This is a genomic window from Sphingomonas faeni, assembly GCF_040407495.1.
GTDB classification, from domain to species: Bacteria; Pseudomonadota; Alphaproteobacteria; order Sphingomonadales; family Sphingomonadaceae; genus Sphingomonas; species Sphingomonas faeni_D.
This window is the reverse complement of sequence record NZ_JAPZPP010000005.1, coordinates 226,051-242,262: the sequence shown is the minus strand read 5'-3', so window position 1 is coordinate 242,262 and position 16,212 is coordinate 226,051. Positions and strand designations below refer to the sequence as shown.

The following is a 16,212-nucleotide window of genomic DNA, read 5'->3' as shown; positions in this document are numbered from 1 at the left end:
AGACGCTTACATATTGGGATAATTGGGGCCTCCGCCGCCCTCGGGTACGACCCAGTTGATGTTCTGGGTAGGGTCCTTGATGTCGCAGGTCTTGCAGTGGACGCAGTTCTGCGCGTTGATGACGAACTTTGGATCAGACGTGTCCTCGCCGACAACTTCGTAAACGCCGGCCGGGCAATAGCGTTGCGCGGGCTCGTCGTACATCGGCAGGTTGTAGGCTATCGGCACCGCCGGGTCCTTGAGCGTCAGGTGGACCGGCTGGTCCTCCTCGTGGTTGGTGTTCGAGATGAACACCGACGAGAGGCGATCGAAGGTGAGGACGCCGTCGGCCTTCGGGTAGACCGGCTTCTTGACCTGGTCCTTGCGCCACAGGCTCTCGTTGTCGGGATGATGACCCATCGTGAAGGGCATCTTGATCCCGAAATGCTCGAGCCACATCGTCACGCCGGCGAGCCCCGACCCGACCAGATCGCCGAACTTCTTGACCAGCGGCACGACGTTGCGGACGACCGAGAGCTCCTTCTTGAGCCACGATGCGTCGAAGGCCTCGGGATAGGCGGCCAGTTCGTCATGGCTGCGCTGCGATACGATCGCTTCCGCAGCGGCGTCTGCGGCCATCATGCCCGATTTCATGGCGCCATGCGTGCCCTTGAGCCGCGGCACGTTGAGGAAGCCCGCCGAGCAGCCGATCAGCGCGCCGCCCGGGAAGACGAGCTTCGGAATCGACTGCAAGCCACCGTCGTTGATCGCGCGCGCGCCGTAAGACACGCGCTTGCCGCCCTTGAGAATCGCGGCGATCTCCGGGTGCGTCTTCCACTTCTGCATTTCCTGGAAGGGCGATGCATAGGGATTGGAATAGTTGAGCCATGTCACGAAGCCGAGCGACACCTGCCCGTTCGCCTGATGATACAGCCAGCTGCCGCCGTTTGCATCGTCGCCGAGCGGCCAGCCCTGCGTATGGATGACGCGGCCGGGGCTGTGGAGCGCGGGATCGATGTCCCACAACTCCTTGATGCCGAGGCCGTAGACCTGCGGCTGGCTGTCCTTGGCGAGATCGAACTGGCGGATGATCTCCTTCGAAAGATGACCGCGCACGCCCTCCGCGAAGAAGGTGTATTTGGCGTGGAGTTCGAGCCCTGGCGTGTAGTCCGACTTGTGCGTCCCATCGCGCGCGACGCCCATGTCGCCGGTCGCGACGCCCTTCACCGAGCCATCGTCATTGAACAGGATTTCGGCGGCCGCAAAGCCTGGGAAGATCTCGACGCCGAGTTCCTCCGCCTTGCCCGCGAGCCAGCGGCAGAGGTTGCCAAGGCTGCCGGTGTAGGTGCCCTTGTTGTGCATGAACGGCGGGGTCAGGAATTCGGGAAGCTCGCGCTTGCCCTTCTCGGTCAGGATCCAGTGATGGTTCTCGGTCACCGGCACTTCGGCGAGCGGGCAGCCGTCCTCGCGCCAGTTGGGCAGGAGTTCGTCGAGGGACTTGGGATCGATGACCGCGCCCGACAGGATATGCGCGCCGACTTCGGAGCCCTTTTCGAGCACGCAGACGCTGATCTCAGCCTCTTTCTCGGCGGCCAGCTGTTTCAGACGGATCGCTGCCGAGAGACCGGCCGGGCCTGCGCCGACGATCACCACATCATAGGGCATCGATTCACGTGTCGTCATCATCGTCTCCCGGGGGATGTCCCCTCTAGCCCAGTCTATCCGCCCCTGCCCTTCGTTCGGGCTCGGGCCGGCACCGTCTTGTCCAATATGGCGATTGCCCGAGTTGACCGCCACGTCAACCGTGCAGCATAGGTTACTCCGTGGGGGCGGACCAAACCATCGACTGGCGAAATACAGCGGCGAGCGCGCTCGACTGGTGGCACGAGGCTGGCGTCGACACGCTGGTCGACGACGTTCCTCGCGACTGGTTTGCGGCGCCCGAACCGCTAGTCGTACCAGCTGCCAAGCCTGCAGCACCCGCGATTGCACCATCCGCAATGCCAGCATTGCTTGCCGACTTCCTTAACTGGCGGAGCGGTGCGGAGGTTCCCGAGGCGGACTGGAACGGGGTTTCGCTGGCCGCGGTCGGCCCGGCTGACGCTACGGTCATGGTGCTTGTCGATTGCCCGGACCGGGACGATGGCGATGCGGGCGCATTGCTGAGTGGTGCGTCGGGACGGTTGCTCGACAAGATGCTCGCAGCGATCGGTCTAACGCGCGACGAAGTGCATCTCGCGGCGGTGTGCGCGAAGCGGCCGACGGCGGGGCGGATCCAGAGCGAGGTCGAGGCGCGGCTCTCGGAAATCGCCAAGCATCACATTGGGTTGGTCGCGCCCAAGCGGTTGCTGCTGCTCGGCAATGCGGCGAGCCGTGCGATCCTCAGGACGGAATTACAGGGCGCGCGTGGGCGTTTACACGAGTTTAACCATAAGACCGGAGAAACGGGGTCCGGTTCGGCGTCTGGCGAAGCTTCCGACGAGGCCGGCGTGGTCGCGAGCTTTCACCCGCGGTTTCTGATCGAGAAGCCCGCGGCCAAGGCCGAGGCCTGGAAGGATTTGCAGATGCTGATGCGCGGATTGACGTCGCAAGAGGGTGTGAGATGATTCGGACTCTAGCTATCGTTCTGGGGCTCAGCGCCCTCCCCTTTCCAGCACTCGCGGCGACCGTCGCCGGTGAGCCCGCTGGCGACGCGCGGCTCGGCACGACGCAGTTGATCGGTGCGCCGACGATCGAACAGATCCCCGACCAGCTCGATGCGGGCCAGCGCGAGGCCTACAAGACCGTGTTCGCGGCGATCCGCGACGGCAAGTGGACCGACGCACAGATCGGGCTCGACACGATGAAGCCCGGCCCGCTGCACGCGATCGCGCGCGCCGAGATGTATACGGCGAAGGGCTCGCCCAAGGTCGAAATGGAGCCACTCGTCGCGCTGCTGAACGAGGCGCCCGAACTGCCCGAAGCCGAACAGATTGCGCGCCTTGCCTCAATGCGCGGCGCGGTCGGTCTGCCCCCGTTGCCGGCGGCACAGCGGCTGATCTGGCAGGACGGCGCGCCACGTCGCGTCCGCGCCAAGAGCCTGAAAGGCGACATGATCGCCGCCGATCTTGCGCTCAAGATGCAGCCCTACGTCAAGGCGGACATGGGCCGCGAAGCGCAGTCGTTGCTGGAGAGCACGCCGGGCCTCACTCCCGAGGCGCTGACCGAGTGGCAGCAGAAGATCGCGTGGATCTATTTCCTGCAGGGCGACGACGTGAATGCGCGGGTCATGGCGACCAAGGCGCAGGACGGCGTCGGCGACTGGGCGGTCCAGGGCCGCTGGGTCAATGCGCTGTCGGCATGGCGGCAGAACGACTGTGCGAATGCCGAGACCGGGTTCGAAGGCGTCGCCGCACGCGCCGGCGACGTCGATCTGCGCGCGGCGGCACTCTATTGGGCATCGCGCGCGGACATGGTGTGCTCGCGCCCCGACAAGATCGAGGGTCGGCTGAAGGCAGCGGCGCAGTTCAGCGAAAGCTTCTATGGCCAGCTCGCCCGCCAGCAGCTGGCGATGAAGGACAAGGGCACTGCGGTCGGCGGCCTGGTCGCGAGCGACTGGAAAGTCGTCGGCAAGCGTCCGAACGTCCGCGTCGCCGCGGCGCTGGTCGAAGTCGGCGAGACCGAACTCGCGGACACCGTCATCCGCCAGCAGGCGAAGATCGGCGACCCGCGCGAATTCGGCAATCTGGTGCGGGTCTCCGAGGCGCTGAGCCTGCCCGCGACCACCGTCTTCCTCGCGCACAATTGTCCACAGGGAGTCACCTCGACCGCCGAGGCGCGCTACCCGACGCCGAACTGGACGCCCGACAGCGGCTGGCACATCGACAAGGCGCTGGTGTACGCGCACACGCTTGAGGAATCGCGGTTCCGCAACACCGTGAAGAGCCCGGCCGGCGCGTACGGCCTGATGCAGATCATGCCTGCCGCCGCGACTGATTTCGCGCGCGAACGCGGCACTGCGATCGACATGAAGGCTCTGACCAAGCCGTCGACCAACATGGCGATCGGCCAGCGTCATCTGGAGCGGCTGCGCGACATGGCCGGCGTCACCGGCGGGCTGCTGCCCAAGGTTATCGCGGCCTATAATGCGGGCCCCCGCCCGGTCGGCGACTGGAACGCGATCGTCCATGATAACGGCGACCCGCTGATGTATATCGAGAGCATCCCATACTGGGAGACGCGTGGCTATGTGACCACCGTGCTGCGCAACTACTGGATGTACGAGGCACAGGGCGGCAAGAAGGCCTCCACCAGCCGCAATGCGCTGGCGCAGGGCATGTGGCCACGCTTCCCCGGCCTGCCGGGTGCGACCGCGGTGCGGATGGCAGCCAAGCCGTACACGCAATATCGTGCCAGCACGGCGCCGCTGAACGCCACCGTCGCGGTGAACGCCAGCGTCGGACCGCAATCCACCACCGTCACGCGCGCGGACTGAGTTTCATGCCGATTGATGAAAGCCGGACGTTCCTGCCGGTCCGAATTGCGGTGCTGACCGTGTCCGACACGCGTGGCCTTGCCGAGGATCGCTCGGGTGACACTTTGGTCGCGCGGCTGACCGAGGCGGGGCATGTTCTCGCCGATCGTCGGATCGAGAAGGACGACGTCGAGACGATCGTCTCGCACCTGCACGCGTGGATCGGCGATCCGGAAGTCGACTGCATCATCACTACCGGCGGCACCGGCGTGACCGGGCGCGACGTGACGCCTGAAGCCGTGGAGCAGGTCGCCGAGAAGATGATTCCCGGCTTCGGCGAGCTCTTCCGCATGCTCAGCTACCAGACGATCGGCACCTCGACGGTCCAGTCCCGCGCGTGTGCCTGTGTATCGCACGGCACCTATATCTTCGCGCTGCCCGGCTCGACCGGCGCGGTGAAGGACGGCTGGGACGGTATCTTGCGCGATCAGCTCGACAGCCGCCACCGCCCGTGCAATTTCGTCGAGCTGATGCCGCGGCTGATGGAACGCTGAGCGCTTTTCCCCGACGAGCACGTACCGGTCAGGGTTCAGCATCTTCCCTTGAACCATCCGATGTCGACCGTCTTACGACCGATGATTGCAAACCTCGGCTTTGGAAATGCAGCGATCGGCCGGAACGCTCGTACCGCAATTCAAGCCAATATGCCGAGGTTTTTGCCAATATGTGGCGTGTGCCACGACGATTGTCCTTAGAGGCGCGAGTCCCTGACGCAGCAAAACATGTCGTAGTTTCCGCGATTTAGCACGGCTGTATCACTGTATTATATAACTGGCACGCCAAGTGCATTGGTCGAGGTAGTGCCCATCCGGGCGCTTCCTACCAATCACGAGGATACCATCATGCGATCCATCATTTCGACAAGTCTGCTTGCCATTACTGCCCTCGCAGTCGGCACACCCGCCTTTGCTGCACCATCCGGTGCGGCCTATAAAACGGTGCTGAAATACGATGCGAAGACCCAGAAATACTGCCTGACCGAAGCGGCCTCGACGGGCAGCCGGATTGGGCGGGTGACCTGCCTGACCTCCGCTCAATGGACCGCGCAGGGCCTTGAGATGCCGAAGACCGTCGTGCTCGCTGCACAGTGATGGTCTCTCGACGAGACCGCGCCGTATCGGTGCGGTCTCGCCCGTGACGCCTCCGTTCCCGATCCAGCTGCAATCGTCCCGACTCGACCGATCGTGACAGCCTCTCCGATACAACAACGAGGGGATGAATCATGCCGACGTGGAACTTAGGCCTCGATACGCTGCGTGTGCAGAATGCCGACGAGGACAATTGGCTGTCCGACGGCGATGAAGTTTACATGGTCGTCATCGCGTTTCGCTCGAAGCTGGGCGTACCTGGATCGACGCAGACCTGGACCAACCCCTGGGCGAGCTACGACTGGGCCAAACACGTCAAGCAAGGCGCAGTGCGGCATGTCCCCGACAATATTGGCCGCGTCGGCTTCGACAACGTCGTCAAGTTCGGGTTCGCCGAATTCACGGCGGCGCGGAAACCCGGCGCCGACCCTCAATTGAAACCGGAGGTTCTCGGCATCGTAAGCCTGGCCTTCGAAAGCGACAGCACGTCCTGGTCCGCTATGCACGGTATCATCGACAAGGCCGGCCCCGCGGTAAAGGCCGAGCTGGAAAAGATCATTGCCAACGACATGACGCCGCTCGACAAGCTGACCGCGCAGCAGATGACCGACAAGCTGAAGGGATCGGCCAACACCATCAAGGATGCGATCACGCCGTCCCTGCTCGGCAAGATCGGGCTGTTCCTGTCATCGGGCTCGGATCCCGACGACCTGATCGACTACGGGATCAACTGGTACACTAATCTCGATCCGGATCTGGTGCTATGCTTTCAGGGCCTGAAGGAAGCCAAGGACGCCCACGACAGCGGCAAGCCGGCGCCGGCGGATCACTCGCGCGCTGCGATACTGGCCCGAGCGGGGCTGAATCCGCTCGATCCCGGTAGCTTCCAGAACCTGTATGACAAATCTGGGGTCGCCTATCTGGTCGACGGGTCGCTTCGGCACGGATAACCGACCACGCCGCGACCGCCGAGCGGTCGCGGCGCCTCAGGCCTTCGCTGCGTGGATAAGGTCGACCAGCTGCTTGTTGATCGAGGCACCGTGAAGATGCAGGTGGACCGCATCATACCCCTCGCGCCGCAGCCGTTGCCGCAGGTCGTTGACCGAGTCGCAGTTGCCCGACCGCGCCAGTTCGAATGCGCGTTCCACCGTGGTGATTTGTCCCGTCATACCTTTGCCTACGCGCTATCTGGAGAGACTGCGAGCTATCATTCCAAAGGACGCCAAGTTACTCGAAAGCGGGCGAAAATCAGTAGATCCATGTTAATAGGGTAATAGCGCTACGGGGTAAGATCCCTATTATTCGTTCTTGTTATGTTCACTATACGAGCCTAGCGTCCGTACATGACCAAAGCCCGATCCGTCCGTGGCGCAACACTCAATGGCGAGAGCAGGCGGTTCAACCTGCCGCAGACCGAAGCGGATGGCGACTGGCTCGACATGCGCGAGGGGATCGACGGCGTTGCGCCCAAACTTCGGACGACGGTCACTGTCGAAACCCCGCGGACTATCATCAGCCGCAACGCGTCGCCCGATGTGCCGTTCGATCGGTCGATCAATCCGTATCGCGGATGCGAGCACGGCTGCATCTATTGTTTCGCAAGACCGAGCCATGCGTTCCACGACCTGTCCCCAGGACTGGATTTCGAGAGCAAGCTGTTCGCGAAACCGTCTGCGGCGGCGCTGTTGCGGGCCGAATTGGCCAAGCCGGGATATCGCGTTGCACCGATGGCGCTGGGTACGAACACCGATCCGTACCAGCCGATCGAGAGCGACTGGCGGATCACGCGCGGCATCATCGAAGTGCTGGCGGAGACCGAGCATCCGCTGACGATCACGACCAAGTCCGACCGCGTGGTGCGCGATATCGACCTGCTCGCACCGATGGCGGCGAAGGGTTTGGCGACGGTGGCGATGTCGATCACGTCGCTCGATCCCAAAATTGCGGCGACGGTCGAGCCGCGTGCACCGCATCCGGAACGGCGACTGGCCGCGGTACGCAAGCTCGCCGATGTGGGCGTGCCGGTGTATGTGTCGATCGCACCGGTCATCCCGGCGATCACCGATCACGAGATCGAGCATCTGATCGCGCGGGCGGCGGAAGCCGGGGCAACGCGGGCATTTTTCATCCCGGTGCGGTTACCGCACGAAGTGGCACCGCTGTTCCGCGCGTGGCTGGACGCACATTTCCCGGATCGTGCGGGGAAGGTGATGGCGACGATCGCATCGTTGCGCGGAGGCAAGGATAACGATCCTAACTTCTTCACGCGAATGCAGGGGCAAGGGCCTTGGGCGGACCTGCTAAGAACGCGGTTTCGCATCGCGTGCGCGAAACATGGGCTGAACCAGCAGCGGATCGCATTGCGGAGCGACCTGTTTCGGGCGCCGAGGGGCCCCCAGGGAAAGTTGTTTTGAGAGGTCCGCGAGGTGGGCTTGCTCCCGATCCTCTCGCAACCGGCCAACACGCCGAGACCCGCCGGCCTGCCCGCTTAGGGTAGACGAGTCGGAGGGTGGACTTCCGCGCATCCGAACCCGCCGACTGACCACGGCCAACGCCTCTTGTGCCCTCCCTTTTTGGGAGGGTTGGAGTCCGGCGGCGGGAATAGCGGGTTCGGGGACATTCTCCACCGATCTGTCACCGCTCGTCAGAAGTCAGGGTACGGCATGTTCAGGCTGAGTCGTCGGGTTGCCAGAGTTCGATGGGATTGCCTTCCGGGTCATGGATGCGTGCAAAGCGACCAAAGCCGGGCATGTCCCATTCGGGGTTGGTAATTACCGCGATCCCGGCCACGCCGAGAGTCGCAATCAGGCCGTCGAGATCGTCGACGCGGAGATTGAGCATCCACGGGCGATCCGCGGGGAAATAGTCGGCATCGACCGCGAACGGCGCAAAGACGCTCGGGCCTGCCTGCGTCTCCCACGATCCATACGGTATAGAACCCACGCCGAGATGTTCGACATACCAGGCGCGTATCCCCTCCGGGTCCTTTGCCCGGAAGAAAAAGCCGCCGATCCCTGTCACGCCCATGCCTGCCCCCTAAAGTCGCACCGCCTAAAGCCGACGTAAGGATACCAGACGGAGCACCGCAACGCAGCCGACAGACCGGACGGTTTTGGTTGCTTCGTGGCGCGGGTATCCAGACTGCACCCTCCCCTTGCTCCATCTATGCGCGTGGGAAGAAACGGTGGTCCCAGCCGATCGGCGCGCTCAATAAGCGCGACCGATCAGGACGCGTTCCACGGCGGGTTCGCCGGTGAAGATGCAGGCGCCATCGTCACACCCGGTCTGCCCCATCGGCGCGTTGCGGATCGTAAGCTTGAGTGCCTTCAACCGCTCCACCACCTTGTCGAGCGCAGGTCCGGTGGGCTTCGACCAGCGGACGTCGACCCAGCCGGGGTTCTTCACGCCATCGGCGAAATGCGCTTCGACCGCGGCGAAGTCGTCGGCGGGGACGATGTTGCCCTTCACGCGGTTCATCGATTCGACGTGGAGCGTCGCCTGCACTTCGGCCAGCATGCCCGAGACGTCGCCGACGAACGCGTCGCGCGGCGTGGCGACGCTGTCGAGCTTGCCGTCCTCGCGGTACAGGCGGTCGCGGCGGATCACCGTGACGTTGCCGCCGGCCATGTCGCGGCCGCCGACCTCGATCACGATCGGTGCACCCTTCTTGACCCAGCCCCAGCGCTTGGTCGCGGCCTTGGCGGGCTTGAGGTCGAGCAGCGCGCGAACCGGTTCGCCGAGCGCGGACTGCTTGGCGAGTTCGGCCTGGAGCGACTTGCAGTATTCGACGATCGCCGCGTCCTCGGGGACGTCGCGCAGCATCGGCACGATCACGACCTGCCACGGCGCGATCATCGGCGGCACGCGCAGGCCGTCATCGTCACCGTGGACCATGATGACCGCGCCGATCATCCGCGTCGACACGCCCCAGCTGGTGGTGTTGCACAGCTCGAACTCGCCGCCCGCATTCTGGAAGCGGATGTTCTGCGCGGAGGCAAAATTGGTGCCGAGGAAGTGCGAGGTGCCGGCTTGCAGCGCCTTGCCGTCCTGCATCATCGCCTCGATCGAATAGGTCGCGACCGCGCCGGGGAAGCGCTCGTTCTCGGGCTTTTCGCCGGCGATGACGTGGACGCCGAGGCATTCCTCCGCGAAATCGCGATAGACTTCGAGCATCTTGAGCGTCTCGTCGCGCGCTTCGTCCGCGGTCGCGTGCGCGGTGTGGCCTTCCTGCCAGAGGAACTCGCTGGTGCGCAGGAACATGCGCGTGCGCATTTCCCAGCGGACGACGTTGGCCCATTGGTTGATCAGGACGGGCAAGTCGCGCCACGACTGAACCCAGCGCGCGAACGCGGCGCCGATGACCATCTCGGAAGTCGGGCGGACGACGAGCGGCTCCTCGAGCTTGGCGTCGGGATCGGGGACGAGGCGACCGTATCCGTCGGCCTTGAGGCGGTGGTGCGTGACGACGGCCATTTCCTTGGCGAACCCGTCGACGTGCTCGGCCTCCTTCTCGAAATACGAGAGCGGGATGAAGAGCGGGAAATAGCAGTTCTCGTGGCCGGTCGCCTTGATCCGGTCGTCGAGCAGACGCTGGATACGCTCCCAGATGCCATAGCCCCAGGGGCGGATGACCATGCAGCCGCGGACGCCGGATTCCTCGGCGAGATCGGCCTCGGAGATGACGGCCTGGTACCAGGCGGAGAAATCCGCCTCGCGGGTGACGGGGAGTGCGCGCTTTATCATGCGGTGCGGATAGCGGGTGCGCGGGAGTTCGTCACCCCGTCTACAGTGCCGGTCTGGTCAGATCAGCTTGCGAACTCGCTCGAATCTATTGGGGGTACCGTCATCGTACCTCCGACAGCCGACGCCCTAAAGAACCGTGCCCCATGATCTAGCCCGTTGCGTGTATCGTAGATCATCCAGCCCAGGTCGATCGACTCCGACGCGTAGTGGCTGACAGGGGGCATATCATCCTTGTCCAACAACGTGATCGCAGCTGGAAATTCGGTCAGTCCAAGAAAGGGTGGATGACGGTAGCGCCCCTGCATGACTCGGCGTCGAAATAGTCCGGCATGCCCCGCCGCCGTGTCGGCAGTATCCGCGACCGCCGTAAGATCGAAACGTCCAGTGACGAGATAGCCGACATCGAGCAGAATGTTCGCGCGACGAGTCCCCGCCCCTCGGTGTTCGACTATCGTCCATTGACTCCGGATCGGATGCAAAATCGTGATTTGCTCGATCACCCAGCGGATCGACGGCGGCCCATGGATAGCCTGAAAAATATTGCGAGCCGCGACCGGCGGCATCGCGTCGTAACTCACGAGATCGGCGCCGAACTCCGGACGCCGGAAGCACGCGCGGTCACCGCGGATCAACAATCTGAATGCCACAGATTCTCGCCTCGTGTCGTTTTTGTTCGTCTTATGTTTTCGGTATTATCTGTTTTCGGGGCAAGGCGAAGTTCAGCCGAATTGGCGGCTGTTTTCCAGCATCCTGCCGTCTCCCGCTCTATCCTTTACGAGCCGCTGGCATTTGCCGGCGATTGTAGGAGGGCTAGCCTCATGACGACCAAACTAACGGCTACACGCGTTTTGAAAGGCTCTATCTGGACTGCGATCACGTTCGCAATCGAACGTCGAGGGGCGCACTCCAGTGAGCCAGCCCGGCCGAGCCAAGCTAGTGCTGGCGAGGCAACCATTGCCGATCCTGCGAACAGGCATGTCTGCCGTTGCCGAACACCTTGAGGGCCGAAAGCGGAATGACGTAAGCGGGATGCTCGGTTAGAGGTCGCGCATGCCCACCGACCGCATCCTTCCCGCCATCGGCATGCGGTTGCTGTCGGTCGTGATCTTCGCGCTGATGAACACCGCGATCAAGCTGGCCGAGCGGCACGGCGCGAGCGTGTCGGAAATCCTGTTCTTCCGGCAGTTCGGCGCGTGTTTGCTTGTGTCGGCGGTGATCGTCGCAGGGCCGGGCCTGCCTTCGGTCGCGACCAAGCGGTTGCCGGCGCATGTCGTTCGCGCGATCGTCGGGCTGTCGGCGATGGCGTTCACGTTCAACGGGATCGTCGCGTTGCCGCTCGCGGAGGCGACCACGATCGGGTTCACGGTGCCGGTGTTCGCGACGATCCTGGGGGCGCTGGTGTTGCGCGAGCCTACCGGGTGGCATCGCTGGGCGGCTGTCGCGACCGGGTTCGCGGGGGTGTTGATCGTCGCGCAGCCGGGCGGGGATCATTTCCCGTTATGGGGTGCTGGGTGTGCGCTGGCGGGGGCATTCGGGACGGCGAGCGTGTCGATCCTGTTGCGGCAGATCGGCAAGACCGAGAGCGCGCTGACGACGGTGTTCTGGTTCTCGGCGCTGTCGCTGATCCCGTTGTCGGTATTCTATGGGGGGGCGGCGCAGTCGCATGATCTGGTCGCGTGGGTGTGTCTGGCGAGCGTCGGGATATCCGGCGGGCTGGCGCAGATCGCGATGACGACGTCGTTGCGGCTCGGGCCGGTGTCGGTAGTGGTGCCGATGGATTATTCGAGTCTGTTGTGGGCGATGTTGCTCGGGTGGCTGGTGTTCGACACGTTGCCGGCGGAGGCGACGTGGGTCGGGGCGCCGGTCATCGTGGCTAGCGGGCTGTATATCGTGTGGCGGGAGCATGTGCGGCGGCGGGAAGAGACTGAGCAGGCGATTGCTTGAGGCCGTCCCGTCATCCTGACGAAAGTCAGGACCCAGGGTAATCAAGCACGGCGTTAGTGGCTCTGGGTCCTGACTTTCGTCAGGATGACGGGGGTTAGCGAACCCGTGCGGTTTCGAGCATCCGCTTGGCGCGGAGGTACATTTCGATGCGTTGCGTGGTGAACAGGCCGAGCGCTAACGCGACCAGCATGTCGGTGATGGCGAAGGCGTCGAGGTGGAGGGCGTGGCCGTCGCCGATGACGGCGCGCGCGCCGGTGCGGACTGCGACGATCGCTACGATGAACAGGACAGCTGCCGGGGAGGACGTCGTGTTGAGCGCGTGGCTGTCGGGGTCGATCGTGATCCGCATGAGCTTGCCGCGTTGCCAGCCGAGCACAGCGCCCATGACCAGGGCTAGTGCGCAGAACAGCCAGGCGAGGCCGTGCGGCGGGTACATCACGAACATGTAGAGCGTGACGGCGGCGTAGATCGCGGGGAAGATCCAGAGACGTTCGAGCTTGAGCGGTTTCACCACGCTCATGCGGCGCCAGCGGACCGCAAAGACTATGCCGATGACGACCGCAGTGATCGCGTAGCTGATCCAGCCCTGTGCTTCGTGCGCCTGCATTGCGTCCCCCACGCGATCACCTTCAATTGGTGTAGCATGGCAGCAATACAGCCAAGGTAAAGAGGCGGCGACACATTTGAGTTGCCACCCCGGCGAAGGCCGGGGCCCAATTGGAAAGGTGGCGATAACGACAGGCCGCCATCCCTCAGCAGCGTCGCCCAATTGGTCCCCGGCCTTCGCCGGGGTGGTATGGTTCTTCGGGTGCAAGCGTCACGCCCCGAAGATCACCTGCTTCCCTTACTCGGCCGCCTGCGCCAGCGGGGCCGGGTCCTTCCAGACCAGTACCGGTTTGCGCGCCGCGAGCGTCTCGTCGAGGCGCGCGCGGGGGGCGAAGTGCGGGGCGGTCTTGAGGCTGGGGTCGCCGGCTTTCGCGCGTTCGGCGACCGAGCGGAGCGCGGCGATGAACTGGTCGAGCGCTGCCTTCGACTCGGTCTCGGTCGGTTCGACCAGCATCGCGCCGTGAACGACGAGGGGGAAATACATCGTCATCGGGTGGAAGCCCTCGTCGATGAGGCCCTTCGCGATATCGATCGTCGAGAAGCCCGCGGCGAGGCCCGAGTCCGAGAACAACGCCTCGTGCATGCACGGACCCGATGGGCCGAACGGTGCGTCGAGCGTGTCGTCGAGGCTGCGCAGGATGTAGTTCGCGTTGAGCACCGCATCCTCGGACACCTGGCGCAGGCCGTCCGCGCCGTGGCTGAGGATGTACGTCAGTGCGCGTGTGAACATGCCCATCTGGCCGTGGAACGCGACCATGCGCCCGAAGCTGCCGGCGTGGTGCTCATCGGCGGTTTCCTCCTCGACGAGGATGAACTGGTCGCCCTGCTTCTCGACGAAGGGGAGCGGTGCGTAGGGGGTCAAAGCCTCCGAGAACACCACTGGGCCCGAGCCTGGGCCGCCGCCGCCGTGCGGGGTCGAGAAGGTCTTGTGCAGGTTGATGTGCATCGCGTCGATGCCGAGATCGCCCGGCCGGACGCGGCCGACGATCGCGTTGAAGTTCGCGCCGTCGCAATAGACGAAGCCGCCCGCCGCGTGCACCGCGTCGGAAATCTCGCGCATGTCGCGCTCGAACAAGCCGCAGGTGTTTGGGTTGGTGATCATCACGCCGGCGACGTCGGGGCCGAGCCGTGCCTTCAGCGCGGCGGTGTCGACGCGGCCTTCGGCGGTGGCGGGGATGTCCTCGACGCTATAGCCGGCGAAGGCTGCGGTGGCGGGGTTGGTGCCGTGTGCGCTCTCGGGGACGAGGATGATTTTCCGCGCGCCTTCGCCCTTGGCTTCGAGTGCGGCGCGGATCGCGAGGATGCCGCAGAGTTCGCCGTGTGCGCCGGCCTTGGGGCTCATCGCGACCGAGGTCATGCCGGTGAGCGTGACGAGCCAGTGCGCGAGCTGGTGGATGACTTCGAGTGCGCCCTGCACGGTGTCGACCGGCTGGAGCGGGTGGACGTCGGAGAACCCGGGCAGTCGCGCCATCTTCTCGTTGAGGCGCGGGTTGTGCTTCATCGTGCACGAGCCGAGCGGGAAGAAGCCGAGGTCGATGCCGTAGTTCTGGCGCGAGAGGCGGGTGTAGTGGCGGACGGTTTCCGGCTCGGAGAGACCGGGGAGGCCGATCGGCGCGGTGCGCGACAGGTTGCCGAGGCGCGATAGCCCTCTCCCCTGCGGGGAGAGGGTTGGGTGAGGGGTCGTACCGGGCGCAGCATTGCTGGGCTGCCCCTCACCCCGGCCCTCTCCCCGTAGGGGAGAGGGAGCAGCGAAATCTACACCGGTGGTGTGCGCGTCGCCGATCTCGAAGATCAGCGCTTCTTCCAGCATCAGCGCCTTGTTGCCGGTGATGCTGGCGGGGACATTGCCCGTATTCACCTCGGGCGAGGTCGGGCGCCAGCCGCTCTGGTTGATGCTCATGCCAGTATCTCCTGGAGTGCGGACGCAAGCGTTTCGACGTCCTCCGCGGTGGTCGTTTCCGTCACGGCAACGACGAGGCCGTTCGCGAGGGCGTCCTGCCCGGGGTACAAGCGCCCGAGCGATACGCCAGCAAGAATGCCGCGATCGGCCAGCGTGCGGACGACGGGGCGGGCTTCGACGGGTAACTTCAGCGTGAACTCGTTGAAGAAGCTGTCGTTGACGAGTTCCACGCCGGGGATCTGCGACAAGCGTTCGGCGGCGGAAACTGCGCCGGCGTGGTTCACCTCCGCCAATTGGCGCAGGCCGGCTTCACCAAGCAGCGTCATGTGGATCGAGAACGCCAGCGCGCAGAGGCCGGAGTTGGTGCAGATGTTCGACGTCGCCTTTTCGCGGCGGATGTGCTGCTCGCGGGTCGACAGCGTCAGGACGAAACCGCGGCGGCCGTCCGCATCGACGGTCTCGCCGCAGAGGCGACCGGGCATCTGGCGGACGTATTTGTCCTTGCACCCGAACAGGCCGACATAAGGCCCGCCGAACTGCAAGCCGACGCCGAGCGACTGGCCTTCGCCGACGACGATGTCCGCGTCCATCTCGCCCGGCGAGGTGATCGCGCCAAGTGCGACCGGCTCGGTGACGACCGCGATCAGCAGCGCCTTCTTGGCATGGCAGGCGTCTGCGAGCGGGCGCAGGTCGGCGATGCGGCCGAGGATGTCGGGGTACTGGACGACGACGCACGACGTGTCGTCGTCGATCTTCGCGATCAGCTGGTCGAGGTCCATGTCGGCGACCAGCTCGGGCGCGGTCGTGTCGAGCACGTCGCCGGTGAACTTCGCCATCGTGTTCGCGACCGAGACGTAATGCGGGTGGAGGCCCGACGACAGGATCGCCCTGCCCCGCTTGGTGATGCGGCGTGCCATCACGATCGCTTCCCAGCACGCGGTCGAGCCGTCGTACATCGAGGCGTTGGCGACGTCGGTGCCGAGCAGCCGTGCGACCTGCGTCTGGAACTCGAACAGCATCTGCAGCGTGCCCTGCGCGATTTCCGGCTGGTACGGCGTGTAGGCGGTGAGGAACTCGCCACGCTGGATCAGGTGGTCGACCGAGGCAGGGACGTGATGCTTGTACGCGCCGCAGCCGAGGAAGAACGGCGCTTCGCCGGCGGTGAGGTTCTTCTTGGCGAGCGCCGACATGTGGCGTTCGACTGCCATTTCGGAGGCGTGCATCGGCAGGTCGCGGACCGGGCCGTCGAGGCGGGCGGCTTCGGGCACGTCGACGAAGAGGTCGTCGATGGTCGCGGCGCCGATGACGGCGAGCATTTCCGCACGGTCGGGCTGGGTCAGGGGAAGGTAGCGCATTCTAGTCTCCTCCCCTCCCGTTCACGGGAGGGGTCGGGGGAGGGAATGAGACGGGGAACGACTGTACCAGCCCCTCCCCCGACC

At 64.6% G+C, this 16,212-nt stretch carries 15 protein-coding genes; 7 read left to right on the top strand and 8 right to left on the bottom strand.

Features of this window, described 5'->3' with window-relative positions:
- Positions 1 to 6: 6 nt before the first annotated feature.
- Complete coding sequence (locus O6W96_RS16110; protein WP_353470505.1) at positions 7 to 1,662, bottom strand: electron transfer flavoprotein-ubiquinone oxidoreductase; 1,656 nt, start codon at positions 1,660 to 1,662, stop codon at positions 7 to 9.
- Between the two features lie 140 nt (positions 1,663 to 1,802).
- Between O6W96_RS16110 and O6W96_RS16105 the strand changes: the two genes are divergently transcribed.
- The 5 genes from O6W96_RS16105 (at position 1,803) to O6W96_RS16085 (ending at position 6,530) form a co-directional block, all read left to right on the top strand.
- Positions 1,803 to 2,585, top strand: coding sequence for a uracil-DNA glycosylase (locus tag O6W96_RS16105; RefSeq protein ID WP_353470504.1), 783 nt, complete (start codon positions 1,803 to 1,805; stop codon positions 2,583 to 2,585).
- Positions 2,582 to 4,453: a lytic transglycosylase domain-containing protein gene (locus O6W96_RS16100; RefSeq protein WP_353470503.1), complete on the top strand. Its 1,872-nt coding sequence runs from the start codon at positions 2,582 to 2,584 to the stop codon at positions 4,451 to 4,453. Before O6W96_RS16105 ends, O6W96_RS16100 begins: the two co-directional genes overlap by 4 nt.
- Before the next feature lie 5 nt (positions 4,454 to 4,458).
- Positions 4,459 to 4,986, top strand: a complete 528-nt coding sequence (gene moaB, locus O6W96_RS16095) for a molybdenum cofactor biosynthesis protein B (protein ID WP_353470502.1) — start codon at positions 4,459 to 4,461, stop codon at positions 4,984 to 4,986.
- 348 nt (positions 4,987 to 5,334) lie between these two features.
- Positions 5,335 to 5,583, top strand: coding sequence for a hypothetical protein (locus O6W96_RS16090; protein WP_353470501.1), 249 nt, complete (start codon positions 5,335 to 5,337; stop codon positions 5,581 to 5,583).
- A gap of 131 nt (positions 5,584 to 5,714) precedes the next feature.
- The gene (locus O6W96_RS16085) at positions 5,715 to 6,530 is read left to right on the top strand and encodes a hypothetical protein (RefSeq protein ID WP_353470500.1); all 816 of its coding nucleotides are present in this window, start codon (positions 5,715 to 5,717) and stop codon (positions 6,528 to 6,530) included.
- A 36-nt stretch (positions 6,531 to 6,566) separates the two neighbouring features.
- Here O6W96_RS16085 and O6W96_RS16080 read toward each other — a convergent pair whose 3' ends face one another.
- Entirely contained in the window at positions 6,567 to 6,749 is a 183-nt protein-coding gene (locus O6W96_RS16080) for a hypothetical protein (RefSeq protein ID WP_353470499.1), read from the bottom strand.
- Between the two features lie 174 nt (positions 6,750 to 6,923).
- Between O6W96_RS16080 and O6W96_RS16075 the strand changes: the two genes are divergently transcribed.
- Positions 6,924 to 7,994 (top strand): PA0069 family radical SAM protein, encoded by a 1,071-nt coding sequence (locus O6W96_RS16075; RefSeq protein ID WP_353470497.1) that lies wholly within the window; start codon positions 6,924 to 6,926, stop codon positions 7,992 to 7,994.
- A 253-nt stretch (positions 7,995 to 8,247) separates the two neighbouring features.
- Here O6W96_RS16075 and O6W96_RS16070 read toward each other — a convergent pair whose 3' ends face one another.
- The 3 genes from O6W96_RS16070 to cas5 form a co-directional block, all read right to left on the bottom strand.
- Positions 8,248 to 8,607: a VOC family protein gene (locus O6W96_RS16070; RefSeq protein ID WP_353470496.1), complete on the bottom strand. Its 360-nt coding sequence runs from the start codon at positions 8,605 to 8,607 to the stop codon at positions 8,248 to 8,250.
- A 180-nt stretch (positions 8,608 to 8,787) separates the two neighbouring features.
- Positions 8,788 to 10,323 carry an aminoacyl--tRNA ligase-related protein gene (locus tag O6W96_RS16065; protein WP_353470495.1) on the bottom strand — a complete coding sequence of 512 codons (1,536 nt, stop codon included), beginning with the start codon at positions 10,321 to 10,323 and terminating at the stop codon, positions 8,788 to 8,790.
- Positions 10,324 to 10,385: 62 nt separating this feature from the next.
- Positions 10,386 to 10,970 carry a CRISPR-associated protein Cas5 gene (cas5, locus tag O6W96_RS16060; RefSeq protein WP_353470494.1) on the bottom strand — a complete coding sequence of 195 codons (585 nt, stop codon included), beginning with the start codon at positions 10,968 to 10,970 and terminating at the stop codon, positions 10,386 to 10,388.
- A 403-nt stretch (positions 10,971 to 11,373) separates the two neighbouring features.
- On the opposite strand from cas5, the gene O6W96_RS16055 reads away from it, so the two are divergent.
- Complete coding sequence (locus O6W96_RS16055) at positions 11,374 to 12,267, top strand: DMT family transporter (protein WP_353470493.1); 894 nt, start codon at positions 11,374 to 11,376, stop codon at positions 12,265 to 12,267.
- Positions 12,268 to 12,361: 94 nt separating this feature from the next.
- On the opposite strand, the gene O6W96_RS16050 is transcribed toward O6W96_RS16055, so the two are convergent.
- From O6W96_RS16050 to gcvPA, 3 genes are all read right to left on the bottom strand, one after another.
- On the bottom strand, positions 12,362 to 12,886 hold the full coding sequence (locus O6W96_RS16050; protein WP_353470492.1) for a CcdC protein domain-containing protein: 525 nt from the start codon (positions 12,884 to 12,886) through the stop codon (positions 12,362 to 12,364).
- Positions 12,887 to 13,111: 225 nt separating this feature from the next.
- Positions 13,112 to 14,773 carry an aminomethyl-transferring glycine dehydrogenase subunit GcvPB gene (gcvPB, locus tag O6W96_RS16045; RefSeq protein WP_353470491.1) on the bottom strand — a complete coding sequence of 554 codons (1,662 nt, stop codon included), beginning with the start codon at positions 14,771 to 14,773 and terminating at the stop codon, positions 13,112 to 13,114.
- A complete protein-coding gene (gene gcvPA / locus O6W96_RS16040; RefSeq protein ID WP_353470490.1) occupies positions 14,770 to 16,128 on the bottom strand; it encodes an aminomethyl-transferring glycine dehydrogenase subunit GcvPA in 1,359 nt (452 codons plus the stop codon). The genes gcvPB and gcvPA overlap by 4 nt, the downstream gene beginning before the upstream one ends.
- Between the last annotated feature and the right edge of the window lie 84 nt (positions 16,129 to 16,212).